The sequence below is a fragment of the Prochlorococcus sp. MIT 1306 genome, assembly GCF_047304515.1.
In the GTDB taxonomy this organism is placed as follows: Bacteria; Cyanobacteriota; Cyanobacteriia; order PCC-6307; family Cyanobiaceae; genus Prochlorococcus; species Prochlorococcus marinus_D.
The window spans coordinates 2487638-2514113 of sequence record NZ_CP138959.1 but is presented as its reverse complement, the minus strand read 5'-3'; the positions used below and the strand labels follow the sequence as shown (position 1 = coordinate 2514113).

20 protein-coding genes, 2 pseudogenes and 1 riboswitch are annotated in these 26476 nt (G+C 47.9%); of the genes and pseudogenes, 7 read left to right on the top strand and 15 right to left on the bottom strand.

The features are described from left to right. The first annotated feature begins 48 nt into the window (after window positions 1-48). Window positions 49-1719, top strand: a complete 1671-nt coding sequence (gene nadB, locus SIB74_RS12425; protein WP_063395095.1) for an L-aspartate oxidase — start codon at window positions 49-51, stop codon at window positions 1717-1719. A 21-nt stretch (window positions 1720-1740) separates the two neighbouring features. Here nadB and SIB74_RS12420 read toward each other — a convergent pair whose 3' ends face one another. Beyond that, entirely contained in the window at window positions 1741-2682 is a 942-nt protein-coding gene (locus SIB74_RS12420; RefSeq protein WP_063395096.1) for a vitamin K epoxide reductase family protein, read from the bottom strand. Between the two features lie 108 nt (window positions 2683-2790). Here SIB74_RS12420 and rimO point away from each other — a divergent pair, with 108 nt between their 5' ends. Together rimO and SIB74_RS12410 are read left to right on the top strand one after the other, a co-directional pair. Beyond that, a complete protein-coding gene (gene rimO, locus SIB74_RS12415; RefSeq protein WP_063395097.1) occupies window positions 2791-4209 on the top strand; it encodes a 30S ribosomal protein S12 methylthiotransferase RimO in 1419 nt (472 codons plus the stop codon). Then, complete coding sequence (locus tag SIB74_RS12410; protein ID WP_063395098.1) at window positions 4206-5441, top strand: MFS transporter; 1236 nt, start codon at window positions 4206-4208, stop codon at window positions 5439-5441. The genes rimO and SIB74_RS12410 overlap by 4 nt, the downstream gene beginning before the upstream one ends. Here the strand turns inward: SIB74_RS12410 and SIB74_RS12405 are convergent. Then, a complete protein-coding gene (locus SIB74_RS12405) occupies window positions 5428-5520 on the bottom strand; it encodes a cytochrome b6 (protein ID WP_041384239.1) in 93 nt (30 codons plus the stop codon). The genes SIB74_RS12410 and SIB74_RS12405 overlap by 14 nt on opposite strands. A 151-nt stretch (window positions 5521-5671) precedes the next feature. Between SIB74_RS12405 and SIB74_RS12400 the strand changes: the two genes are divergently transcribed. Beyond that, complete coding sequence (locus SIB74_RS12400; RefSeq protein ID WP_063395099.1) at window positions 5672-7246, top strand: B12-binding domain-containing radical SAM protein; 1575 nt, start codon at window positions 5672-5674, stop codon at window positions 7244-7246. Between the two features lie 15 nt (window positions 7247-7261). Here the strand turns inward: SIB74_RS12400 and SIB74_RS12395 are convergent, their stop codons facing one another. The 7 genes and pseudogenes from SIB74_RS12395 to SIB74_RS12365 all read right to left on the bottom strand — a co-directional run bounded on the left by SIB74_RS12395 (window position 7262) and on the right by SIB74_RS12365 (window position 13527). Further along, window positions 7262-7633 (bottom strand): DUF4346 domain-containing protein, encoded by a 372-nt coding sequence (locus SIB74_RS12395; RefSeq protein ID WP_063395100.1) that lies wholly within the window; start codon window positions 7631-7633, stop codon window positions 7262-7264. Window positions 7634-8005: 372 nt separating this feature from the next. Beyond that, a complete protein-coding gene (locus tag SIB74_RS12390; RefSeq protein ID WP_413681756.1) occupies window positions 8006-8317 on the bottom strand; it encodes a penicillin amidase in 312 nt (103 codons plus the stop codon). A gap of 147 nt (window positions 8318-8464) precedes the next feature. Further along, window positions 8465-9601: a GNAT family N-acetyltransferase gene (locus tag SIB74_RS12385; protein WP_063395102.1), complete on the bottom strand. Its 1137-nt coding sequence runs from the start codon at window positions 9599-9601 to the stop codon at window positions 8465-8467. A 682-nt stretch (window positions 9602-10283) separates the two neighbouring features. Continuing rightward, complete coding sequence (locus SIB74_RS12380; protein ID WP_063395103.1) at window positions 10284-11141, bottom strand: hypothetical protein; 858 nt, start codon at window positions 11139-11141, stop codon at window positions 10284-10286. A 432-nt stretch (window positions 11142-11573) separates the two neighbouring features. Next, window positions 11574-11867 (bottom strand): annotated as a pseudogene (locus tag SIB74_RS12375) (peptidogalycan biosysnthesis protein); the annotation flags it as partial. A 14-nt stretch (window positions 11868-11881) separates the two neighbouring features. Continuing rightward, window positions 11882-12598, bottom strand: a complete 717-nt coding sequence (locus SIB74_RS12370) for a RibD family protein (protein WP_063395104.1) — start codon at window positions 12596-12598, stop codon at window positions 11882-11884. Between the two features lie 8 nt (window positions 12599-12606). Further along, window positions 12607-13527: a 6-carboxytetrahydropterin synthase gene (locus SIB74_RS12365; RefSeq protein ID WP_063395105.1), complete on the bottom strand. Its 921-nt coding sequence runs from the start codon at window positions 13525-13527 to the stop codon at window positions 12607-12609. Window positions 13528-13579: 52 nt separating this feature from the next. Here SIB74_RS12365 and SIB74_RS12360 point away from each other — a divergent pair, with 52 nt between their 5' ends. The 3 genes from SIB74_RS12360 (at window position 13580) to SIB74_RS12350 (ending at window position 18277) form a co-directional block, all read left to right on the top strand. After that, window positions 13580-14158 carry a shikimate kinase gene (locus SIB74_RS12360; RefSeq protein WP_063395106.1) on the top strand — a complete coding sequence of 193 codons (579 nt, stop codon included), beginning with the start codon at window positions 13580-13582 and terminating at the stop codon, window positions 14156-14158. 1540 nt (window positions 14159-15698) lie between these two features. Continuing rightward, window positions 15699-16316 (top strand): hypothetical protein, encoded by a 618-nt coding sequence (locus SIB74_RS12355; RefSeq protein WP_063395107.1) that lies wholly within the window; start codon window positions 15699-15701, stop codon window positions 16314-16316. Between the two features lie 1634 nt (window positions 16317-17950). Further along, window positions 17951-18277 (top strand): DUF1499 domain-containing protein, encoded by a 327-nt coding sequence (locus SIB74_RS12350; RefSeq protein ID WP_063395109.1) that lies wholly within the window; start codon window positions 17951-17953, stop codon window positions 18275-18277. A gap of 906 nt (window positions 18278-19183) precedes the next feature. On the opposite strand, the pseudogene SIB74_RS12345 reads toward SIB74_RS12350, so the two are convergent. From SIB74_RS12345 to ruvB, 6 genes and pseudogenes are all read right to left on the bottom strand, one after another. Next, a pseudogene (locus SIB74_RS12345) lies at window positions 19184-19321 on the bottom strand (Nif11-like leader peptide family RiPP precursor); the annotation flags it as partial. 2205 nt (window positions 19322-21526) lie between these two features. Further along, complete coding sequence (thiC, locus tag SIB74_RS12340; RefSeq protein WP_063395111.1) at window positions 21527-22906, bottom strand: phosphomethylpyrimidine synthase ThiC; 1380 nt, start codon at window positions 22904-22906, stop codon at window positions 21527-21529. A gap of 44 nt (window positions 22907-22950) precedes the next feature. After that, window positions 22951-23054, bottom strand: a riboswitch (TPP riboswitch). 128 nt (window positions 23055-23182) lie between these two features. Next, window positions 23183-23407 (bottom strand): DUF3188 domain-containing protein, encoded by a 225-nt coding sequence (locus SIB74_RS12335; protein ID WP_011129537.1) that lies wholly within the window; start codon window positions 23405-23407, stop codon window positions 23183-23185. Next, window positions 23404-24597 (bottom strand): amidohydrolase, encoded by a 1194-nt coding sequence (locus SIB74_RS12330; RefSeq protein WP_063395112.1) that lies wholly within the window; start codon window positions 24595-24597, stop codon window positions 23404-23406. Before SIB74_RS12330 ends, SIB74_RS12335 begins: the two co-directional genes overlap by 4 nt. Further along, the gene (locus tag SIB74_RS12325) at window positions 24594-25406 is read right to left on the bottom strand and encodes a tetratricopeptide repeat protein (protein WP_063395113.1); all 813 of its coding nucleotides are present in this window, start codon (window positions 25404-25406) and stop codon (window positions 24594-24596) included. The genes SIB74_RS12330 and SIB74_RS12325 overlap by 4 nt, the downstream gene beginning before the upstream one ends. Next, entirely contained in the window at window positions 25403-26461 is a 1059-nt protein-coding gene (gene ruvB / locus SIB74_RS12320; RefSeq protein WP_063395114.1) for a Holliday junction branch migration DNA helicase RuvB, read from the bottom strand. Before ruvB ends, SIB74_RS12325 begins: the two co-directional genes overlap by 4 nt. Window positions 26462-26476 lie beyond the last annotated feature (15 nt).

Sequence of the window (26476 nt, the reverse complement as noted above, 5' to 3'; positions counted from 1 at the left end):
GCTAAACCGCAAGCCGTCGGTCCATCCGGCGGCTTTTTTGTAGGTTTCATGAGTCTCTCTAACCCATCCACGCCCATTCCTAACGGTCCCTGGGATGTCGTTGTGATCGGCGCAGGGGCAGCAGGACTGATGACCTGCCTTGAGCTGCCTGCTCAGCTGAAGGTGCTTTTGCTGAACCGCAACACCAGCCGCCACTCCTCCAGCCGCTGGGCACAAGGTGGCATCGCCGCAGTAACAAGACCTAAAGACAGCGCCGAGAGTCATGCAGAAGACACTCTCAAAGCAGGCGCAGGACTCTGTGATGCTGACGCTGTCAGACAACTTGTAGAAGAAGCTCCCCACTGCGTTCAACGTCTCCAAAAGCTTGGGATGGCCTTTGACCGGGAAGGTGATGCGCTAGCCACCACCTTGGAGGCAGCCCATAGCCATCGAAGAGTGCTGCATGTTCAGGACCAAACGGGCCGCGCCTTGGTTGAAGCACTGCAAGAGCAAGTGGAACGGCGCCCCAACCTCTTGCACCGGCGAGGGGTACGCGCCACCCAGCTTTGGATTGAGCACAATCGCTGCTACGGGGTACAAGTTCTCGACGGAACGCTGCTCCATTGGCTTTCAGCCAGAGCCGTAGTCCTGGCAACTGGTGGGGGTGGCCATCTGTTCGCAAACACCACCAATCCGGCTCAGGCCTGCGGAGAAGGCTTAGCCCTTGCCTGGCAAGCAGGCGCCACGATCGAGGATCTTGAATTCGTGCAGTTTCATCCCACAGCTCTGAAACTGGAAGGAGCTCCATGCTTTCTGATTTCAGAAGCAGTCAGAGGCGAAGGTGCCGTACTGGTTGATGCCCAGGGGCAAAGTCCTGTAAAGGAATTGAGCGCTGGTGATCTTGCTCCCCGCGACCAAGTCAGCCGGTCCCTCATCCAAACCATGCATCACCAAGGGGTCCAGCATCTTGGCCTAGATCTCACACCCATCCCTTCAGGGCAGGCCGAGGTCCGTTTCCCCACCATCCTGGAACGCTGTCGGGAATTAGGTTTAGATCCACTCAACCAACCGATCCCGGTAGCCCCAGCAGCTCACTACTGGATGGGAGGAATCGCCACCAACCTTCAAGCCGCAACCAATCTTCCAGGGCTCTATGCGATTGGGGAAGTCGCCTGCACCGGAGTGCATGGAGCCAACCGACTCGCTGGCAACTCACTGATGGAATGCATGGTATTTGCCAGACAAATGGCCACAATCGAACTGGGCTCTTTGCCTCGTTTGGGTGTTCATCAAAGAGATTCTTCCCCCGAGCCTTGCTGTCAGCAACTCCATGGAACTGAAAGTGCCGAGTCTCTAACTCGCGCCATCGCAGATCTTCGAGAGCTTTGCTGGCGAAAGGCGGGTGTAGATCGCTCAGCAAAGGGAATGAAACAAAGTCTCGCGAGCATCCGTAAGGATCTACAGCACATTGGTGAACAGCCTTTGCTCAAGCTGGTAAGCCATCAGCCTCAAGAAATTTGCCATCGCCTCGATGACACGACCAGAAGGGACCTCAACTTGCTACTTGACCTCAACCATCGCCAGTTGACCAGCTCCTTACTGCTTGAAGCCTGTTTGTTCCGCCGCGAAAGTCGCGGCGGACATTTCAGAACTGATGCCCCTGCAGCAATGCCTCAGTGGAAACGCCACTCACGCCAAAAACGAGGAGAAGACCTCTCCACACGGCCAGTGAGGTCCTAACTGGGCTGCTTCAGAACTGCTTCAGAACTGCCTCCCGCCCTGATAGCCACTCAGATCAGCAAGCTTATTGAGCGGTTTCACGCCGGATTCGAGCTCCCCGTTAATTTCCCAGGTAGGGAAGGCATCAATCCCTTTGCGTTCACACAGATCTCTTTGGCTGTTCTGACCATCTAACGCACACTCAACGACCTGCAGTTGCGCGGCGCCCTCTTCACCAAACATCTCCTTCTGCTCGTGGCAATGAGGACACCAATAAGCGCTATAGAACACTGCACCAGTCTCTTTGAGATGTTCAGCCAAAGCCAGCGCAGATGGCGTACTCCTCGTCTTCACAACTGGGGGGACCCCTGGCCCCCCTACACCAACGCCAGGACGGCTCGGATCAACAACCGAAGACCAAATCAAACCTCCGAGCAACACTGCCAAGGCAAGCAGAACTCCCCGAAAAATCAACTTTCCAGGGTCATCCCAACCTCCTCCAATCAACGACAAGACCAACATGCATATGGATAGGGCAGCAGAAAGAACACAGAAGAAACAAAACGCATCGATCTTGAACACCATCAACCCGATCAAAATCAGGCTGAACACGGCCATACCGCAAGAGAAGGCAAACAACCCCCACCATGTGCGACGGGACAGGTCTGCCCGGTTCTCTGAAAGCCCTGGCAACAAGGGCAGCACAGCCATCACCAAAATGGCGAGGTAGGCCAAAAAGCCCAGCAATGAAAGTGGAATCGATACGCCATCTCCCTGAAAAAGCGTTCCCCAGGCGCTATTGAGAACTTTGTCGCAACCTTCATTTCCCCCAGGACAAGTGAGAGATCCAATCCATCCCCAGCGATTCAGAGTGATTGAACCTGTATCGATCAACCCAACGGTGGCAAGCACCGCCATCGCAATCCGAGGCCACTTCAACCCCTGATCCTGACGGCGGCGGCTAGTGAGGCGAGACGAACCCATTTCGGCTACACAGATCTAAGAATTGTGGCAGCCCTGGAAGAAGCCAGCCTCTCTTTAGGGTGGCGCCTAGCAGGAACTGCCTAGGCAGCTCAGAAATCAACCCTTTCCATGACCAAGCCTGCGTTGCGATCCGACATACCAATGAAGCCCACAGCCCACAAACAAGAAAAACCATCGGTGGCCTTTGCCCATTTGGGCTGTGAGAAAAATCGCGTTGACACCGAGCACATGCTGGGACTGCTTACAGAAGCGGGCTATAGCGTCAGCAGCGATGAAAACGATGCCGCCGTCGTGGTGGTCAACACCTGCAGCTTCATCCAGGACGCGCGGGAGGAATCGGTGCGGACGTTGATTGGACTAGCAGAACAGGGCAAGGAACTGATCATCGCCGGATGCCTTGCACAGCATTTTCAGGAGGAACTGCTCGAGTCAATCCCGGAGGCAAAAGCAATCGTCGGAACTGGTGACTATCAGCACATCGTGGATGTGCTGAAGCGAGTAGAAGCGGGTGAACGGGTGAACCGTGTCAGCGCATTCCCCACGTTTGTTGGCGATGAGACTCTCCCCCGGCAGCGAACCACTGATCAGGCTGTGGCTTATCTGAAAGTTGCTGAGGGATGTGATTACCGCTGTGCCTTCTGCATCATCCCAAAGCTGCGTGGCGACCAGCGCAGCCGACCGGTGGAGTCGATTGTGGCAGAGGCGCACCAGCTGGCTGAGCAGGGGGTGCAGGAACTAATCCTGATCAGCCAAATCACAACCAACTATGGCCTTGACCTCTATGGCAAGCCCAAATTTGCAGAGCTGCTACAGGCGCTGGGGGAGGTAGACATCCCCTGGGTGAGGGTGCATTACGCCTACCCCACTGGCCTCACTCCAGAGGTGCTGGCGGCCTATCGGGAGGTACCAAATGTGCTTCGCTATCTCGACCTTCCACTGCAGCACAGCCATCCAGAGGTGCTACGGGCTATGAACCGTCCCTGGCAAACGGATGTGAACGAACGGCTATTGGATCGGATTCGTGAGCAGCTACCAGACGCAGTCCTGCGTACCACTCTCATCGTCGGCTTCCCCGGGGAAACTGAAGATCACTTCAATCACCTCGCCGCCTTCATCGAACGGCAGCGTTTTGATCACGTTGGCGTGTTCACCTTTTCTCCAGAAGATGGAACCGCCGCAGCCGATCTGCCAGACAGGGTAGACCCGTCAATCGCCGCAGCCCGCAAGGATCGATTGATGGCGCTTCAGCAACCCATCTCAGCGGAAAGGAACCAACGATGGGTTGGACGCACCATCGATGTACTGATCGAGCAGCACAACCCCGAAACCGGAGCGATGATTGGCCGCTGCGATCGTTTCGCTCCGGAGGTCGATGGCGAGGTGTTGGTACTGCCTAGTGAGAAAGGTCTGCAGGCCAGTCCAGGAACGATGGTTCCTGTCTTCATTACCGGCTCTGATGTCTATGACCTCACCGGCCAGCTGGTAGACACCAACGCCATGGCGGTCACAGCCCAGACGTCTAAGTGAGTCCATTCCCCTGTTTGCGAGCCCATCAACGCAACATCTTTCTGACAGCCTCTGGCATCAGTACAGCAGGCTCGTTCGCTGGAATGACTGCAAAAGGCTGGATCCTCATGGACGGCACCAACAATCCAATGTTGCTTGCCGCCCACTTCGCCGCCCTTTCCCTGCCAACCCTGCTGGTCAGTGGAGCAGCCGGTACCTGCACAGACCGATTCGGCTGTGAACGGGTTCTTGTGCAAGCCCAGTGGGCCCTTTTAGCAGCTGCGTTACTGGGAGCACTGGCCATTCCTCTGATGACAGGAACCGCGCTAGTGACAATGCTATTAACCAGCACGTTGCTTGTCGGGATAGCGAGTGCTTACGAACTCACTGCCCGCAATAAATACTGCGCCCTATTGATCGACGAGCCCAATCAACTGGCCCCCTATCTCTCTAGTTTTGCGGTTGTGTTCAACGTCGGCAAACTCCTTGGGCCGCCCATAGGAGGATGGTTGCTGGTTATCACAGGACCTGCTGCTGCTCTCAGCATTGATGCCGCAAGTTACTTACTACCGATCGCCAGTCTCCTCTGGTTACTAGATCCAAACCGCAGCCAAGAACAACGCAGCGTTCCTGGTAAGCAATCAACAATGCTCTATGCATGGCACAACAGCGGCTCTTCGCTTCGACATGTGCTGGGCTTCACCGCAACACTCTGCTTGGTAGGTTTTTTCCACCCTGGTCTAGCCCCTCTAATTGCCGACCAGGTATTAGGTTCAGATCCAAGAGATCTTGGAGTGTTCACCAGCGTGCTTGCAGCAGGGAGCATTGCTGGAGGGGTGGTACTACAACGCAATAGCCACCGATTCTGTAGACGCCCATTTCTGACTCTGAGTGGGTTCGCTCTCATCACTGCCATCGCCCAATTGGGAATGGCTCAAACTGAAAACACGCCACTAGCATTCAGCCTCACAATGACCCTGCTGATTGGAGCTGGGACTGCAGGCCTATTGAGCAGCTGCAACATGATCACCCAAGTGGGGTCCCCTCAGGTCTTGCGTGGGCGCATGGCAGGGCTAAGTCAAATCGCCTTCCTTGGGGGAGGAGGGCTAAGTGGCCTTCTTGCCGCTCAGATGGTGATTTCAACGGGCTTATCCACGACCTTCGCCACCGCAGGTGGAATCGGACTTGGCCTAGCCCTCTGGGGGTTCTGGCAAAAAGGCAGAACCGTCCTAGAGGAGGTCAGATCAGCTTGATGCCTTTAAGAACCTTGGTTAGTGCGAATGCCGCCACCAAACCAACTGCGACGAACACCAAATAAAAAACGACGCCCATGTGCAACAAATCAGGTGAACACCATTAGATCAGAAATCGGGCCGGCACTTCCTCAAAGCGCCTAAGGTTTCAGCAATTCCCTATCCAACACTCGGAGAGGTTTCAGCCCCGAGTCGACCTTCCCCATCTCTTCTCTGTCGCATAGATCTGCATGCGCACTCTCTTTATCTACCCAAAGTTCCCCAAAACATTCTGGAGCTACGAGAAGATCCTCGAGCTGGTGAACCGCAAGGTGCTACTTCCACCTCTCGGACTAGTCACCGTGGCAGCCCTGCTGCCTCAAGAATGGGAGATGAAGCTCGTTGATCTCAACGTCCGAGAACTCAGCGAAGCCGAGTGGCAATGGGCCGAGCTTGTTGTGATCTCCGGGATGATCGTTCAAAAAGACGACATGCAGCGGCAAATCGCTGAGGCCAAACGACGTGGTCTTTCGGTTGCTGTGGGAGGTCCATTCGCCAGCTCTACGCCAGAAGCTCCTGAAATCGGTCTAGCAGATTTCAAGGTGCTGGATGAAGGAGAGATCACCCTGCCAATGTTTGTAGAGGCCATTCAACGCGGTGATACCAGCGGCCGCTTCAGTGCTGAAGGGGACAAGCCGGATGTGACCTCAACTCCCATCCCCCGCTTCGACCTTCTAGAGCTGGATGCCTACGACTCCATGTCCGTTCAGTTCTCAAGGGGTTGTCCATTCAATTGCGAGTTCTGCGACATCATCGTGCTGTATGGGCGCAAACCACGTACGAAAACACCAGAGCAATTAATTGCCGAGCTTCAGTCGATTTACGACTTGGGCTGGCGACGCTCGATCTTTCTTGTGGATGACAACTTCATCGGCAATAAACGCAATGCCAAGTTGTTACTACCAGCCATTCGACAATGGCAGGAAGAAAAAGGCTATCCCTTTAGTTTCGCTACTGAAGCTTCTGTAGATCTCGCCGATGACGATGAGATGATGCGAATGATGCACGAAGCGCGTTTCGAAAGTGTTTTCTTGGGGATTGAAACACCTGATGAGGCCAGTCTAGAAACAGCTAGAAAAATTCAAAACACACGTCATCCTCTCGATGAAGCTGTCGACAAGATCACCGCAAATGGGATCCGAGTGATGGCAGGCTTCATCATCGGATTTGATGGTGAAAAAGATGGAGCAGGAGCTCGGATTGTTGATTTCGTAACCCGCACTGGCATCCCCGCCGCAATGATGGGAATGCTCCAGGCCTTGCCAAACACAGCCCTATGGCATCGACTAGAGAAAGAGGGTCGCCTGATTGAGGACAAGGATGCTGCCAAAGGAGTCAATCAAACCAATCTGCTGAACTTCCAGCCCACCAGACCCATCCGAGACATCGCCAACGAATACGTCGAGGCCTTCTGTGCTCTTTATGAGCCCAACGCCTATATGGATCGCGTCTACTCCTACTACCTAAAAATGGGAGCTCCTCGTTGGCAAGGGACAGCAACATTACCCAGCTGGATCGATCTTCGCGCTCTAGCCATTGTCATCTGGAGACAAGGCCTCAAACGCAACACCCGCAGCCGTTTCTGGCGCTACATGCTGGGCATGGCACGAAACAATCCAGCCATGCTTGAACAGTTCTTAGTTGTACTGGCCCACAACGAACATTTCATGGAATACCGATCAATTGTGCAGCGAGAGATTCGCGAACAACTTGAATCAATTCCACCAGAGGAGCCCAGCCCCCAAAAAACTTTGCAACCTGTCTGAATTGAACCTCAAAGCTCAATCTTGAACATAAGGCGTACCGCTGAGAAGACAGCTCTCAGCGCGTTGCAGTTCCCGCCCCAAATAAAGAGCATGATCAAGCTTGCTCAAGGGATATGGACCCTGCCCTTCTGTGAGCTGAATCCCTAGCTGCTTGGCAGTTCTTCCCCTGTATACAGTCGCCGGGGAGAGTGTGCCTCCACGACAAGCAAGGACCTCACCAGTCACAGGGTCGATGGCTCGGCCCAGTTCATCAACATCGTTCAGGTAATGCTCCACGACCAGCTCTGCAGCTGAAGCATCCACCCGTATCAAGAAATAGCCACTTGGATCAAGCGCAATAAAGCGCTGCGAAAGCTGATCATCTATGGCACTGATGGCATCAGACATCACTGTGAGGTCAATGGTTCTCTGGACTATTTCTTAAGCCTACAAATCAGAGCCTTGGATTACAAGCTAGAAGCATGGAATCTGCTCCTGACAATCCTTAAGAAGCCAAAGATAACAATCAATCCACGCTCCTCTTCACCATTGGCCTCCTCATGCGCAAATCGAAATGCAAGCCTTCCAAGATCAGTTAGAACATCACCGCATAGGATCATTCATCAACACCTCCGAAGTAGAGGCAAATTCATCAAAGCCTTAACGTTGGCGGCGAACCCAAGATCATGATACTGAATAATGCAGGAACAAAGGCATCATCATTCCTGCTACAAGGCAGTAATAACTACATTTTTGGTAAACATAAAGACCAGCCAATAATCACAGACTTGGCAGCCCAAATTTACATTGTGGATATCTCTTTGCAGTTCGCTCAATAACCCATGCATACATATCAGCCCCATGCTCTTTTTCGATTTCTTCTGTGATCACCGAAATACTTGTCTTGGTATTCTCAAGACTAAGATGACCCCATCCAAACCAGGAACAAGTTGCATCTATCCAACCAATATCTCGTCCTATATTAATCATCTCAGTGTCTCTCGTGATCTCAGTTGAGTTTTCTTTACTCTCCTCGACTCGAAGCTCAGGCCTAGCATCCACAGGCAGAGAAGTGAGAATCAGTTGCAACAAGAACAGCGAACGTATCATCGAACAGAAGACCATCGTAGGCGCTCTTAGTATTCTAGCTTAACAACATCTGTGATAATCGATTAACAAGAATTGGGCTCAAGCAATCGCAATGAGGGCTGGGCCAGATGCATGGAGCATGAGTGAAAGTTATTCCACAATTAACTGAGGGGCAGGCTCAACCCGAAACGGCAAATCAGCATTCACCGACTCAATCTCCTCGAGCATTAGAGGATTGACCTTCCTCAACCATCCACGGATCAAAGCATCCATACGCGGTTCATACCAACGATGCAAGCTGGCATGGGGCTTCGCCACAAAGCCCCTACGGCGCTTGTGTTGACCGCCTGCGCCAGGATCAAAATTCTCTAAACCATGTTCCAACGCCCAGGCAATCGGCGCGTAATAACAAACCTCGAAATGAAGGCAATCGATCTCCTCCTTGCTACCCCAATAACGCCCCCACAACATTTGTCCATCCTGTATACAAAGAGACATCGCTACAGGCTCTCTAGGACTCTCACGATGGGCACTAAACAACACCACCTGATCTCTAAGAGACGAATCTGCCAAAGCCTCAAAAAACGCTTCAGAGAGATACTTGCTTCCCCAAGGTCCCCAACGAGCGCAATGCTGCTCATAAAAGCCATGCATGCACCTCAATAGCTGCACATCAAGTTCTTCTCCTGTCAACGCTGAAACCGTGAGCCCCGCCTGCTGGACGGCCTTGCGTTCACGCTTGATATTGCGTCGCTGATTGGCATTGAAGCTATTGAGATAGGCAGAGAAATCAGACTGCCCATCTGCTGACCAAAGGCTCTGCTGGTTCAACCAAGTGGCACAGCCCGCAGCTTCCGCCAAAGGCCGCCAATGCGGATCAACATAAAGAAAGTTACAGCTGAGAATCTGGTTGCGACGCGCAAAAGCATCGATGGTTTCCAGCATCAAAACTGTCAACTCTGCCTCGTCCTCCCCTGGCGCCACATAGAAGCGATAGCCCTGCACAGGGCTCACAGGACTCATCCCCAGCAGTTTTGGGTAATACCCCAAACCAAGATCACCTGCCAGGCGAGCAAAGGCCTGATCAAAAACAAATTCGCCATAGCTATGCCCCTTGAGATAAAGAGGGGCAACCGCTACAGGCGTGTCGTCTCGCCACAGGGCTAAGTGCAGTGGCTGCCAACCATGTTTGGCAGAAATGCTGCTTGAGTCTTCAAGAGCAGCAAGCCACCGCCAGCGAAAGAAAGGAATCGCCTGCTCACCAACCAGGCTTTCCCAGTGATGCAATGGGATCTCGTGAATGGAGCGGTGCCAGCGGGCTGAGAGGTTGGCGATGTGAAGCGCGCCTTAAGCAAAGACTCAAACGACCATAACCAGCGGCCGCAAAAAGATGAAGCATGTGGCTTCGGCGTTGTTAACCATTAATGATCGACTCTGTGCATCAAAAGTTTTTATTCATAAGACTGAGAAACATAATTACTGATGTTGCACTGACATCCACGCTAAAGACATCCCATAGGGAGGATTAAAGCCATTGCAGGAACAAGAGGAGGTGCAAAAAGTTAGGGTATTACATCACCAGTCGAGGTAGAGAAACAACCATAAGCCTGCCAAATAGGCAAAGAGATAGGCCCTATAGCAGTACCAAAAGATACAGGCAAGGGTTGACATAAGAGGTGTCTAACCTATGTTTCATTACAAACAATCCTAAACTGACTTACCCTTGAATAAGCCTGTACAGAGAATGAAATACCTGACGGCATCATTCATCTAATCCTTCCAGCTAACCTTGCTGCATTTGATTAAAAAATGAAGACAATTTGACAAATTCTCATACAATTACTAATCCTATAAAGGGCAAAATAATTTCTCGGCCAGCCGAAGACTCGTAAGCATTGAAGCTACCCAGAACTAAAAGCAGGCATGAAAAAGCCCTGCCGAAGCAAGGCAAAGCATGGTTCACGCTAACTCAGAAAAGATGTGTTGTTGCCTGCTGAACTCCTACGAACATTGGCATTTGATGGGCTGAAACATCAATTTCTTCGATGTGATTGGTAGCCAGTGTCTCTGGAACTAGGTCATCAACATACGCATAAATTCGCCCCATTCCCTTCCCAGCTTCTGATTCATGAGTGATTCCATTTGTATCATCATCACCTCCAGTCAACCAATCCCATACTTTACCCCAGAAACCGCCGCCGCCATCATCATCATCACTGGAATTTGAACTTCCATAGCTAGGAGTATAATATTCTCCATTATCATCTGCTGCTTTTGCGGCCTTATATTCTTCCTCGGTAGTTTCTTCTCCATTATGAGTCCAATAAGTGTCGAAACCTTCTCCTTCCCACTGTGACCAACTATCGCCTGCCTGAGTCTCACCCGTAAAAGGGCCATCCCAAGTCGTGCCGTGATTGCCTTCCCAACCAGCTCCAGCCGTACTCATGGCCATATCTTTAATTTCATTCATCATATTGATCATATCTTTTGCATCAAAAAGCATGCTCTGATCAAACTCAGTCAACAAATCATGCTCACGGATTGGCGGCTGAAGGTTCTCTAATGGCGAGATATCAATCATATCAAGATTAACGTTGATATCATCAGCATTAAAGCCAATGTCAACAAACAAGTTATCTTGAAGCTGATCAAGCAATGGCTGGTTTTGTTCAAATGTGTTTACGAGTGGATCCTTGAGCTTGAGATCAGAAAAGGCTGCTTCAACTTTTGGAGAAACTTCCTGACTCTCAATACTTGGCGAGGTCAAAAAAGCATTGTCAGACTCAAGAAGAGTGGCGCGAGTACTTGCCTGGTTCGTAAGTTTCATTTGAATAATGGTGAAAATGGATAAGTAAAGAGGCTAGTTGTGATCTCCTTACCTCCAAATCATGACTTACAAAAGTCTTCTAACAGTAATCTCGGGCAAGCAAATCAGTGACTTTGATCACAGACCTTCAAGCAGAAGGGACAAATCATGAGGAGCCTTAACCTCTCAGCAACTTCATCGGAAATCACACCAAACTTAAAGCTATATGGTGTGATTCAAATCACAGGCTTTAGTGATCTTCGCTGACGTGATCAAAAAGTAGAGAAAGCCAAAAAAGCAGACTCACCATTCTTCATTAAGACGAAAAAATGCATCTCAAATCATCAATGCAATCAAGGCCAATGAATGCTTGAAACTGTATGCCCACATTAATTATGTTTGCGAAAATTTCACGGCTGTTGCACATGCACCTCTGTCTTAGTGACTTCATTAGGCTGCTCTCACCAGCAGACGCCACTGCGGATCAAGATAAAGAAAGTTACAGCTGAGAGTCTGGTTGCGACGCGCAAAAGCATCGATGATCTCCAGCATCAGAACTGTCAACTCTGTCTCATCCTCCCCTGGCCCAACCTAGAAGCGATAGCCCTGCATAGGGCTCATAGAACTCATCCCCAGCAGTTTTGGGTAATACCCCAAACCAAGATCACATACTAAACGAGCAAAGGCCTGATCAAAAACAAATGCGCCATAGCTATGCCCCTTGAGATATAGAGGGGCCATCGTGAGCCAGCTCCACTGAATTAAACAGGCCGGTCCGCACGGGAACCTTCAACGCGCTTGCGCTCGTAACGCAGCAGTAGTTCATTGTCAGTTAAGGGCTCAACGGTTTGCAAATGCCAAGCCTCAGCGTCGCCAAGATCATCTGGCAAACCACCGCCTTCAAAGGGAACCCATGCATGCATGCCACCAAGCAATTTTGGTGTAAGCGTGAGTTGCAACTCATCGACAACATCCGCTTGCAATAGCGATGCCGCCAGCTGAGCTCCACCCAACAAAACAAGTCGAAACAGCCCAAGCTCAGCCAAACGATTGAGCGCCTGAGGCCAATCTTGCTCAAACAACACCTGACGCTCGTAACCAACAGGAAGCAAAGGATCTTTCGATCCCTTTGCTTTAGCGAAATGGGGGCTCAACAACCAACGCTCAATCGGCTGTTGAAAGAAAGGCACCTCTGCTGCATACCACTGCTGACGACTAACAACCACCGCCGTGGGCTGCGCACTATGCCCGGCAGACTTGCGCTGGTTCAGCAAGTCCTGATCACGAATCAAACATGTGCTGCGATGGGTACGCAACGTTCCCGCTCCGAGCAAGGCCCCATCAGCCCAAGCCAAAGCCTCTTCTAAAACCCGTCGATCCCCAACTCCACCCAATTGGGCCGGCCCGCCGATCGCAGGTGCCAGCCGGCCATCCAAGCTGATTGCTAGGACAAGACGAAGCCAAAACTGCTTTTGCAAATGCTTGGCTAGTGAGCCGCCATAGCATGCAATACCTCAGGGATGGCTTCAAGCCTTGGGGTTTCCGCATAGACCTCAGCTGCATTATTCGGGCTTTCCTGCAACCGCACCTTGTGGAGATGGGCTCCGATCGCTCGGATCGGTTTCGCTAAACAATCAGAAATGTACAAGGCAATATTCTCTGCCGTTGGCACACAGTTAGCGAAATGGGGAATGTCTTTATTTAAGAAGGTGTGGTCAAAAGGTTCCACAACAATGCCATTCACAAGGCTTTGCAAAGCACCTAGATCACAGACCATGCCTGTTCGGGGATCAATTTCTCCGCGCACGGTGACATCCACAAAATAATTATGACCATGCCCATGAGGCCGCGCGCATTTGCCATAAATACGTTCGTTTTCCTCCTGACTCAGTTCGACCCTGGCAAGCCGATGGGCAGCCGCAAAATGGGTACGGATCGTTAGATAGGCGTCCATGGCATCTCCGTGATAATCAGCCCAGAGGTTTTCTTGTTCGTAAAGCCGAATGGCCACGATTGGAAGATGAGCAATTAAACGAGTCCAGATGATTCTTAGCAGAGCCTCCGTGGTCGGCAGGCAGCCCTCTGGCCTGGAAAGATCAAATTCCGGCCAAACATCGTTAAGGAAGCGAAAGTCAAGCTGATCGGTTACCTCAGAACTGATGGCGTGCTTCACCTCAGAGAGGTTCAACACCATGCCATCGACATTAAGCCCGCCAGCCATGGCGACGATCAGCTCATAATTATGACCATGCCCAGCAGGCAAAGCACAGAGTCCAAAACGAGCCGCATTGTCAACGCTTGACAGTTCCGGTAAGTAATAGCGATGGCTAGCACTGAACCTAGCTTTGCGAGTGATCACACAGCCGCGGCCATGACCATGGCGTTCCAAATCGGGGACGTCAGTCATCGCTCTCTCGGACTAGAAGTCATCCTAGAGATCTATAGACATTTACGAACCAATGAACGAAAGCCCAGCCCCTCATCCTCTCAAGCAAAGGCTTGGCGGTCGCAACCTCTATTTGGTGGGAATGATGGCCAGTGGCAAGAGCAGCACAGGCAGGCCTCTAGCCGAACAACTCAGCTATGGGTTTGTGGATACAGATGCCGTCATCGAACAACTTGCTGGCCAACCAATCCCGAAGATCTTTAACGAAGAAGGAGAAGAAGGATTTCGAGCAATGGAGTCTCAAGTACTCAATGCCATTGGCCAACGCCATTCCCTTGTTGTTGCTACTGGCGGGGGGATGGTGAGTAAGCCAGAAAACTGGGGGATCTTGCATCAGGGCATCGTGATCTGGCTAAACCCTGGCCGAGAAGAACTACTCAGACGTTTACGTGCTGATAGCGGCAATAGGCCATTACTACAAACAGAAGATCCAGAAGCAGCCTTCGACTGTTTATTTGCCGAACGCTTACCGCTTTATGCCGAAGCAGACTTGCATGTGGAAGTGGGAGTAGAGGAACCAGACGGGATTGCACTAAAGATTATTGAGTTCCTGCCCCAGCTGTTATCGCCCCCTTTACAAAGGAATGGTTAAAGCAACTATTTTGTCAATACTGAAAGAATAGACCATTTAAGTCCAGAGGGTTGGCCTGATAGCCAATACCAATCAAAACAGACGATCCATTAATGACTTGATAATAAACTAAAAGCCTAAGTGACTGATAGATAGTATATTTCAAGCATCTTATATGGATTCATTTTGCTAACACATCTAAATCAGTTGGCCAGGCAGACATTACTCTCTTTTCTAGTTGCCAAAAAACAACCGTAAAACAAGCAAAGAACTATAACTAGGTGCTCATCCCTATCGGAGATCTAGTCAATACAAATAGGCAAAATAATGAAATCTAATCAAAGCAGAATAGGCCAGATTGAAAGACTCAAGCATTGCAGCTAAAAAGAATCATCAAGAAGATAGACGACTATTTTCGAGGAAAGATAGAGATATCAAACTATAGATCGCGTATTCAGATTGAATGAGCCTCAGGCCTATCAGGGTGAGAATCAGCTTCCGTTCTCAAGCTAAATACACAAGGCCCAATAAATGCAACCAAACCAAAGGCCGTCAACAATACAACCAGCAGAAGGAATGAGGAAATCAACCTGTCAGATTCAATGAACAACTACTAGTGGTTCATTAGAGGTTATGGCTCATCAAGATGCGATAGATAACAAATAGCGTTTTCTAAATGACAAGAGGCAGCTAGAAGAAGTGCGATCTCTAAATAGAGGCGATTCTGCGACAAATTCAGCCTACTGAATTGAAACATAAACTCTATTGCAGCGAAGCTGATCTACTACAGGAACAAGCCAAGAAGGCCACCAGAAGCTTTATCGGATTTCAAAGAAAGTTTATTCAAGCAAGAAAATAGCAGCCCGAGAGGCAGTACATCAGCATCCAGGACAACCCAGCAAGGCTAGCGTCTAGGTATAATTACCTAGACGCTAGCCTTGCTGGGTTGGGTCTCCAAAAAACAACTGGCGCGAATTAGTGCCAAGCTAAGAAAAGACAAAAAGTACTCGAAAGGGAAGGCAACATACACAACATGAGAAATAGTCAAATAATAACTAGCAATATCTTATTAAGAAGAATACTACTGAACTGGAGATCCTCCTAAAGCAAGGCCTAAAATGAAAAGCCCAAACAGGAGTGGCATTTGATATGCATATATAACATTAGCGCTAGGCATACTAAATATAATTAAAAGCTAATTTCGAGCAAAGAAGGGATTTAGATAAATAAGATAAGATCTATAGCAAAATTCAACTAAATATACACAGCATCCTAAAGCATAAAGCAAATAGATTGAGCTTCTCTATATTGAAATTATCCCATAATGTCGATATAGAGTGATATATCAATCAAAAAATTCCATTGAGGACCTTGCCTGGAAACCATAAAGGAAGACTTCAATAAGTTGGCCCAAGGAAAGCAAATCTAGGCATTCTCAGATGTCTCTTCCAGCGAATAAACTCTGGAGGCGGACGAATGATGGCCTGGCGAAGTAGTTCAAAAATACTCCATTTGAACGACTCGTTCAAATGCGCTAGGGTCCGGATAGCGGAGTGTCTCAATGACTGATTCAGCGATCGACTTCAAAGTCATCTCGCCAGATAGGCACAGTGCCGGATCTGAGTCAATCGTCCTTCCCGAGACGCTTACGGAAGGGTTGAATGATGTCCAGATAGGTATCATGAGAGATACGGTTCATGCTGTCAATATCAATTCAAGGATTGCGGCAGAGCTAGTTCGAAGCACTGCGGCTGAGCTCCACCGGCTTAAATGTGTTCTTAAAAAACAACAGCAATGGACAAGGTTCAGGGAATCTGGTGTCATCCCAATGACTGCAGGCCAGATTAGAGACCTAACCTCGGCATGGGAGTCATGGCTCAAGAATACCGATGTTACCGACCAAGAACTGGTTGGAACTAGCATGAGAACGCTAGCAGCAATTGGAAAAGCTGATCCTGGAACTCGAAAAGATGCAGTAGGTAAAATGAAACGAGGCGAAAAGGTTACAGAGAAAGAAGTCAGCGATAAAGCCATTGAGGAATTGGTTAAAGGCAATAAGGAGTGGGAAATAACCACATCAATGAAAAGGACAGACCTAATGAAAGTATGTACAGCTCTAAGAGATGAGAATAAAAAGCTAAAAGTTAAGATCAAAGAAATGCAAACCGTTACAATTTAAGGAAAACATGATGCCAAATACTCCTACGATTCAAGCTGCTCTTCACGAACTAAACAAGCAGATGAACGATCATTGCTTAAAGGATATTATAATAAATGGGAACATTGGACTATTGAGAGATGGCAATCCAATGCAATATACAGAGAAGGAATGGAATGCAATCATGGACTATCTAAAGGAAAATATCAATATTGAGATTATCGCTCGGGTCAATTAGTTGGCAACAAATGCGAGATTCTATACTGATGCATAGCAAGAGATTGGATTGATGTTTACAAGAAACGTACGCCCAAACAAAATTAAAATAATTTCACCACTAAAATAACTAATCAAGGGGGAATCTGTAGATATAAATGATACATTATCTCCCAATACAACCAGTAATTTTTCCCTTTAAATTAAACTAGAAAGCTGACATTAGTCAAATAGTCCTTATTGGCTAAATATGTTATTTGATTCTATTTATAATCTTAGCAACTCGTTGCTTGATTCTCTAAAAGGTGTTCGGCTGACTAACAAATTAAGAATTATATGACTAAATCCATGAAAGGATCTGTTATAGTTATTTCAGAACACTCAATGAAGATTGAGTCAGCAAAAGCTCCTAAGACCAGACTATACTTATTGTTTTTCTACTATTCATTCAGATAAATATATTTGAAAAAGCAAGTATTTTACAGCTATCGAAAGCTATAATAGTCAATGGATAAGACAAAAAGGTTTGCATGCCTTGTCTGTTTTTTCCACAGGGCTGCCTAAATTACAGTCTTTTATTGATAACCTGAACAATACTATGCTCAGACTATAATAGATCATGTATATTTATTATGCTTTTTATTTCTACACCATCAAGATAGGCATGTGTCATTGCTTAATTATAGAAAAAGCTATAGAAATATAGTTGCAAAGATTGTAAAAAGATATCAGATCTATAAACATTTCACCTGTCTGATGGTGCTATCTTAAATATTCATAAGCCCTGATGAATAAGGCTATAATTCTTATAAAGGCTAGAGATCATGCTACCACTGCCCATCTTTTTTGATCTGCCTCCTATCTATCTTCAATATCTATTAGCAGCCTCAGTTATAGCTTTAGGGATGCTGATTTCCAGTATATTATATGTGAAGACTAAAGATCGACTATGAGCAGTAATCTATCAAGAAACCCTTCTATAAAACCAGTCTCTAATGTGAATATAGATAGAAAAACTATGTATCAATGTGTGAAAGAAGTTGACAAAAGGGAATTAGTGTGGATTGCTGAAGATATTTATACAAATATCAAAGATTTAGGCAATCCCATTATATCTCTTATGAGCCTTGGACAGTCATCGCCCAAAATCTGATGGTTAATCAATATATAATGCTCTCTGATTTTCATAAGACTTGAGAAGTATATATTCAACTTGTATAGAATAGCGCGCGAAAGATCAATCACTATTGATTTTGATATTATTGATCATTTAACATCACGAAATACATGAACATTCATTTCGATTAAAAGCGTGAGCTAGGCTTTACACACGAATCAATCGATATGATAAATTTATAAGTGATGATGTACGAGCCGATCTCTATAGGAATACATCAATCTCTTCTTAATCATCAACTCACATCTAACTGGAACAACTAATGGTCTTAACAAAGGATGGTACTCTTTCAAGTTGTGTGATCCCTACCAACTGTGTGCTTATCGAATGGAATTTTGATAACGTAAAGAAGTCATACGACAAGCTTATTGACATTGCAGAATCCCTACCAAGGGTAAAAGTAGTAGAAAGAACAGAAAGTTATTGGCATGGTATTGTACGTAGCCTAATCTTTAGGTTTCCAGATGATCTTGAGATTCTAAAAATACCAACGAAAGGAATTATTCAAGTGAGGTCTGCTTCTAGACTAGGACTTGGAGATCTAGGTGTTAATAGAAACAGAATTGAAAACCTTTACTCGCAATTATAAATGGTTAAAGGCTTAAATTACAACTCCAATTAACTCTTACATGAAAAGTCTAGATCCTGAAAGCCATATATAATCATCTCAACCTTCTAGTAGTTTATCCATAATAGCCGTCACATACTCATGCCATTATTAGGGACTAATAATGGCATTATAGCCTTCATGGGAAGCACTTAACATCTACTGTTTATCGAGAAGAACCTTGTGTATGTCAAGCAGGCCTTAGCACTTAAATTTAAAGATTCACTAGAATCTGGTTCTGATTTTACCAAATTCCTTCACCATTTCTTTTCTCCCACTCCTTCATCGATAATCCTGAGCCAGAGAGTTGTGCATCCTTAAGTGATTTACATCTTTCCTGGCATTCAGACAAAGTCCATTCTCGTGTAGCCTCATTTCGATCTTCACTTGAAAACTCCTTGCTCATTTCATCTGACGAATTGTCAATATCTGAGTTGGGTTCTTCTGGCTTAGGCATAGGTCTACTTAATCTTTTTATAATCTAACCAGACTATAAAAATTCAGGGTAACTACTACATCCTATCAGCTTGCCTATATATAATGTAGAAATTACTTATTTACAATCACATCGCTTCTATGCCAATTTTCTACTATGCATTAGCAAAACATACTTGGATATAAGGAGCACAGATATTGTCGGACATCGGCAAAATGTAATCAATATAAAAATCACGTGATACATGTATTTCTTCAATTATTCTTCAAAATATCCTGAGTGGCGGCTTATATAAAAGATTTTCTAATTTTACAATAAAATTAGTAATTAAAGCAATGAGTAAATTCAATATACAATCATTATTAAAGTTATTTTGAAAAGTAACGTAGAGATATATCTTTTTTATTTCAGCTTGCCAGTGAATCCCTCACCCACTCAGTGTATGCTATGCGCAGATCATCAGTCGTAATCGAAAAACCAGCTGCCTTAGCGATATGCACTAGGTCAGCATTTTCTATCTTAACTTGATCTTGCAGAGTTTTGTCTTGTTTGACTTTAGCCACAAATGCTTTCAGTTGCTCATAAGACATTGAATCTGGGCAAGTTTCAATAAACTAGCAGCTCAGCAAGTATAAAGATACATTCTTAATTAATCAAGATGATCAGTGAATATGTATTCAAAAAAGCTAGACTTAGCGAGCATATTCTTGTTTCACAGGTTTAGTACCTTTGTTCCAGTCGAAAGGCTGTTCATGCTATTGCCTTGCTCTTTTTTTAAATCCTTCAACCTCATGCCCTGAGCTACAGCTTATTGTTTTGAAGAAAATACTTACTGGTCAGAACTTGCAGTTTTAGATCGATTCTGACCAGTTTTCTAAAAGTAAGCTCGTAAAAGTTCAATCATCAAATGCTATTTGCTAGCCATCTTATTCTCTTGAACCGGGATCTCAAGACTTAGTTATTCTGAAGTTAGCTTATGCATAGTTTTGCTAATGATAATCTAGCCATATTACCAATAAAATTCCAAGTAATGATAGAAATCCTTCGAACCATGGTACCATAAGTAGATTTTTCTATTGAATGGCATGCAACCCTTGACTGAGGCATAGAATAGATAAGAACAAGCCTACCTACGATGTTCTCAGATTTTTTTAGTCAGGCGAATCTTATGACGATGGCTTGCAATGCACTTCTAACGCTCATCATAGGATTTATGATCATCACAGGTCAACAAAAGGCACACTAGCTATTCAAAGTCAAATTTGAAATCAGAGTAATGAGCAGAGTATTCGACTAAACTGATCAAATAAATGCACACATGGCTAGATGACTTAATTATTAACTAGAAGGTTGATCGATAATGTCAGTCACAAGCGTAATGAAGACAAGTTGTTATGAAGACATGCTGAAAAATAGAGTTGGTCATTTGAACCAGATGTAGCTATCCCAAGATAAGTTTTGATTCTTGAATAACCACCCGTCTCAAGATTTCGAATAGTAAAACTAAAAAGCTCAACTTGTAGGCATACGGTTGCAATAGATCATTATTAGCGCATTATATCTCTCCATCACTAGCAAGATTTACACTTTTATCCTAAAAACCAAACCCTAAATCAGTTTTTGAAGGAGTATTGTTAGAAATAAGTGGTGGCTTTACTGATTCAGGAAAGCATAAAACTGCTTGTGAACCTGCCAAGCAACCGATCAAAAAGATGCCGAAAACCTGTAAAAGCTTCATAGCTTAAGGATTGAGCTTCCCAATAATAAACACTATCCAATGCATTGCCAATATCATCAAGCAAAAATGTCTAAATCCAATTATTACTAGGATTAGATACCCTAATCTATCCATTGAAATTGCCCTAGACTACATATCTTTCATCTCTAAAGTGATTATGAATCAGCTTAACGTCCCATATTTCTAATCATCTCAGCTCTCACTGTGACTCTTTCTCTTAAATACGGTATTTTTTTAGCAGTTAAGATTGCCTAGGCTAATTATTTACCACCTTTAATAAAGTTCTTGCCCTGAGAGTTAAAATATTTAACACTTTAAGCCTTCAGTAGATGTCCTAGAACACTGATGAGTGATTGATTTGACAAAAAATCATAATCTAAACAATCAATTCGCTAGCCCATACAACAGCCCTAGCGCAAACAATAGGTATAAATACTTGCCAGTAGAGCTATCTTGCCGCCATGCCCTAGGCGTCGGCACCCCTCTTCTAGGGTTTTGCGCAAGTCCTTGCGTGGCTGAGGCTATAGCGATAAAAGCAACTTACTGAGAGGCAGGATCCCATCAGCAGTCAATTAAGCATCGTCAAATTAAAAATCAGGCCCGGCAAGGATACATAGCGCTTCGCCAACGTTGAAAATGATCACAACAATTAGCGAATGAGTTGGCAGCTAAAAGATAAGTCTCAGATTAATTCCTGCAGCGGAAATCAATCCGCCAGATGTGTTGACCAGAAAATTCTCAATAAAAGTAAAATTACTGGGCTATAGTTTTTGCAAGAGTCAAATCTAAATACCCAGTCATGCAAAATATATAGCACCAAGCGAGAAGCGATCAGACCTTAAAGCAGATCGCTATTGCCTTTTTAAAGGTTGGCAATAGGAATGGCTTTAACGCAAAAATCGTTGACCATCTATTCATGCTTGCCTATAAAAGAAAAACCTTATAAAGGCGAATATTCTAGAATTCTAATGTTTTTTCATTGCATCATGGCCAATTGCATTCTCTATGCAGATTCACATAAGAGTCAAGCAAGTGATAATTTGATTATTTCACCCTTCTAAGCTGGCAACTCAGCTTTCCCTTTACTTTTTAGAGATTTTTCGAGACCTTCGAGATCCTCATCCGTAATTTTGGTCTGCATTGGACAATGCTTTGGACCACACATTGAACAAAACTCAGCTTGCTTGTAAATGTCAGCTGGCAAAGTTTCATCGTGATACTGCTTGGCTCGCTCTGGATCAAGTGAAAGCTCAAACTGTTTGTTCCAATCAAAGTTGTACCTTGCTCGGCTTAATTCATCATCGCGATCTCGAGCACCCGGACGGTGACGAGCGATGTCAGCGGCATGTGCTGCAATTTTGTAGGCAATCAAGCCCTCACGAACATCCTCAGGGTTTGGCAGACCCAAATGCTCCTTCGGGGTCACATAACAAAGCATGGCTGTTCCATACCAGCCTGCCATCGCCGCACCGATGGCACTCGTGATGTGGTCATAACCCGGTGCGATGTCTGTCACCAAAGGGCCAAGCACATAAAAGGGTGCCTCATTGCACTCTTCCATCTGCTTGCGCACATTGAATTCGATCTGATCCATTGGTACATGACCAGGACCCTCGACCATCACCTGCACGTCATGTGCCCAAGCTCTCTTAGTCAATTCTCCAAGGGTCTTCAACTCGGCAAGTTGAGCTGCATCAGAAGCATCGTGCTGACAACCAGGGCGGAGAGAATCACCAAGTGAAAAACTGCAGTCGTAGCGCTTGAAGATCTCGCAGATGTCGTCAAAGCGGGTGAAAAGAGGGTTCTGTCTGTGGTGATAAAGCATCCACTGAGCAAGAATTCCACCCCCGCGACTGACGATGCCTGTCAGGCGTCCCTTCACCAGCGGAAGGTGCTCAATCAACAAACCGGCGTGAATGGTTTGATAGTCGACACCCTGCTGGCAATGCTTCTCAATGATGTGTAGGAAGTCATCTTCGTCGAGCTTCTCAATCGAGCCATGCACGCTTTCCAACGCCTGATAGACAGGCACAGTGCCGATCGGCACGGGTGAAGCATTAATGATCGCCGTGCGCACCTCATCAAGATTGACCCCTCCAGTGGACAGATCCATCACAGTGTCTGCGCCATATTTAACTGCCAGCTCGAGCTTCTTGAGCTCTTCAGCTACATCACTGGCGTTAGGTGAGGCGCCAATGTTTGCATTCACCTTGCAGCTGGAGGCGATACCAATCGCCATCGGCTCTAAATTTGCATGATTGATGTTGGCAGGAATAATCATCCTGCCCCGGGCCACCTCCTCCATGACAAGCGATTCAGGCAAGTTTTCACGCTTGGCCACGTAGTCCATTTCTTGAGTGACAACGCCCTGTCGAGCGAAATGCAATTGCGAGACATTGGCCTGACCCTTACGGGCAGCCACCCAAGAGGCGCGCATGATCAAAAGGCGAAATGGATACCAGGGTTTGGCGAAAAACCAATGATCACGTCATTTCACTTCCCTGCGCCGGCACAACCCGTATCAGGTTCGGAGGGTGTGATCTCAGCCACTCAGAGATTGCTGAGTGGCACCCCTAGTGTTTTGCAAAACCTAGCAGTGGTTTTTGATCCGAGCCGCAATCCATTCCACTAAACGTGCAAAACCGCATGGATCTTGTCCTGCAGCGCTTAAAGGTGCAACTGTGATAAAGGCATGGCTGTGTTCAACATGAAGTCAGTGCTCCTGCTCCTCCGTTTGGGTGCTGTGAAGTGCTGCAAGCAACTTGCTGCGGCGACGGCGGCGGCCCACAGCCCCGCTGATAATTAGACCAGCACCCACCAAAACTGCTGGTATTGACTGCAATCGATCGCTGCCCTGCCGATGCATCAAACAGAGCATGGCCAAGACGATCAGCAAAGGAGCTGCAAGAGATAGCAAGGGATAGCCAAGACGCTTCATGTGCTCTCCAAAGCCAGCCTTGAACGCTCATCCATCCAGGCCAATAGGGTCGCGGTCAGCACCCGAATACCAACTCCAAGACTGCTCTCCTCTAAGCAGAACTGACCATTGTGTAAAGGCGCGCACCCATTAGGACCGCTAACCCCTAATCGGAACATTGTTCCACGGACCTTTTGCAGTAGTTCTGCAAAGTCTTCAGCACCAAGCGAGGGTTGTTCAAGCCGCAACACACGCTCTTTTCCTATCTGAGAGATAGCACAACTTTCCAATAGGTCTGTGAGTTCAGGATCGTTGTAAACAGGCGGCGTAATGCTGCGATAGCGCACGATCGCCTCTGCCCCAAAACTTCCACAGATGGCCTGAACAATCTGCTCGATCCAAGCTGGGAGCTTGTCAAAAACAGCCCCGTCCAAACAGCGGACCGTACCCAGCAGCCGAACTCGATCTGCAATCACATTGAAAGCCTGACCACCTTCGATCTTCCCGAAACTCACCACCACAGGATGCAAGGCATCCAAGCGACGACTGATCGCCTCCTGCAGTCCACAAACAACTCGCGCGGCAAGCCAAATGGCATCCATAGCCTGATGAGGCCTTGCACCGTGGCCTCCTTCACCGATCACTTCGATATCCAGCTCTCCCGCCGCAGCCGTCAAGCACCCACTGCGTACACCAATACTTCCAGTCGGCAATTCCGGACAAACATGAACCCCAAACAGGGCTTCGAGGCCATCGGTCGCCCCGTCCATACGCATCCAACGAGCCCCTTCGCACAATTCTTCTGCCGGTTGAAACAACAGCCTTACGCCTATTGGCATCGACTCCTCTTTGGCCAAAACCCTTGCAACCCCAAGTCCAATGCAGGTATGCAGATCATGGCCACAGGCATGCATCACCCCCTCTCGCCGTGAGGCATAAACAAGCCCTGTGCGCTCTTCCACTGGCAGAGCATCCATATCCACCCGCAGGCCCACAAACGGACCACCGATTGGCCCCAACTCCGCCAACACACCTGTGCGCCCCACCCCCTCAGAAACCCGCCAACCATCCCCCCGCAACTGACCTGCTACAAGGACTGCCGTCTGATGCTCCTCACCACTCAGTTCTGGATGAGCATGCAGATGGCGCCGCAACTCAATCAGCTCGGGCAAAGCTTGATCAAGACGCTCGCTCCAATGAAGAAGAGTCATGGAGCCTCCAATAAAGCAAGAAAATCCATCAGATCAGCTGTGGGCTGTGGTGGCCATCGGCGGATCTGCAACAACCAATCCCGTTGGCGATAGCGGTTATCCAGCCCGACTGCGGCAGCCCAGTGGCTTTCAGCTTCACCAAATGAACCGTAATGCCATAAAAGACCGCTAAGGGCCGCACGGGGATCGGCAAACATGGGATACCGGCGAATCAATGCACGCAGTTCCTTCTCCGCCAGATCAAATTCCCCCAGCTGATAAACCGCTAACGCCTTGCTGGAGCTAGCCATAGCAAAGCCTGGGCTGGCGTCAGAGGCCTTTCTGTAAAGAGCTTCTGCCTGCAACCAGTCGCCCTGAGAGCCCAAAACATTGCCCAGGTTGTAAAGAGCCGATGCATTGACAGCATCGCGCTCAAGAATCCAGTTGTAATCGCTAGCGGCTTGCTGCCAATGATGCAATACCTCCTCAGCAATACCACGGTTGAGATGAGGGTCAATCTCTGCTGGGGCCAATTCCATGGCCCTAGTCTGATCAACGATCGCACCCTCGGGATCACCCAAAATCAACCTCACATTGCCGCGATTGCTCCACGCCGCAGGCTGCTCGGGCGCAAGCTCAAGAAACTCATCCCAAAGAGGTAGGGCTGCTTGAAAATCACCCTGTCGAGAAGCCTCGAGTGCCTGCTCAAAAAGAGGCTGAAGTGCTGGGGTAGCTGCTCCAGTGACGGGATCCATGACCAGCAACAGCGCAACTAAAAGCAACCCTGACCATCTAGGCACCCAGTTTTTCAACCCCTGGAGAACACTCATGGCAACTCCGGCCAACCAAGATGGCGCCGCCCCGCGCCAGTCACCACGCGCCCACGCGGAGTTCGCTGCAAAAAACCCAGCTGCAGCAGAAATGGTTCTACCACTGCTTCAAGAGTGGCTGGATCCTCTCCCAAAGCGGCAGCCAAAGTCTCCAAACCGACCGGGCCACCGCCATGAGACTCCAGCAACAAATCCAACAAGCGCCGATCACTGGCATCAAGACCCCGAGCATCGACTCGATGCAAAGTGAGAGCCTCATCCACCAATGCAGCATCGATCAAGCTCTCCTCGCCACAGACACTCGCTACATCACGAACCCGTCGCAGCAATCTGTTGGCAATCCTCGGTGTACCCCTACAGCGACGAGCAATCTCCTGGCAGGCTTGCGCAGTTAACTGCAACCTCAGCAGCCCCGCCGCCCGCTCAACAATCGCTTGCAGATCCTCCAGGCCATAAAACTCCAATCGTTGAATAAGACCGAAACGATCACGCAGCGGCGAGCTAAGGGCACCAGCGCGAGTCGTAGCACCCACCAGAGTGAATGGAGGCAGCTCCAATGCCCTGGTGCGAGCGGTACTGCCCTTGCCCACGGTGAGATCAAGACGCCTATCCTCCATTGCTGGATAAAGCAATTCCTCAGCCACCCTTGTGAGCCGGTGAATCTCATCAATGAATAAAACCTCGCGAGGTTGCAGATTCACCAACAGACCAACGATGTCACGAGGGCGCTCGAGAGCCGGCGCACTGGTAACCCGACACTTAACCCCCAATTCTTCAGCCAAAACCATGGCCATGGTGGTTTTGCCCAAGCCCGGAGGGCCGTAGAGCAAAACATGATCCAAAGCATCGCCTCTGCCCATGGCCGCCTTGACGGCAATCCCCAACACCTGCTTCAACTCACGCTGACCGATGTAGTCCTCCAAACGCTTAGGTCTAAGCCCATCTTCTCGAGCTGGACTGGCCTCTTCAGGCAAAGGTGAAGCATCTACCACCCGAGACTTTGCTGCTGGCGGCTGGGAATCAGCTCGGCCAGCACTGGAAGACACAATCGCCATGTTGGAAGAGTACCG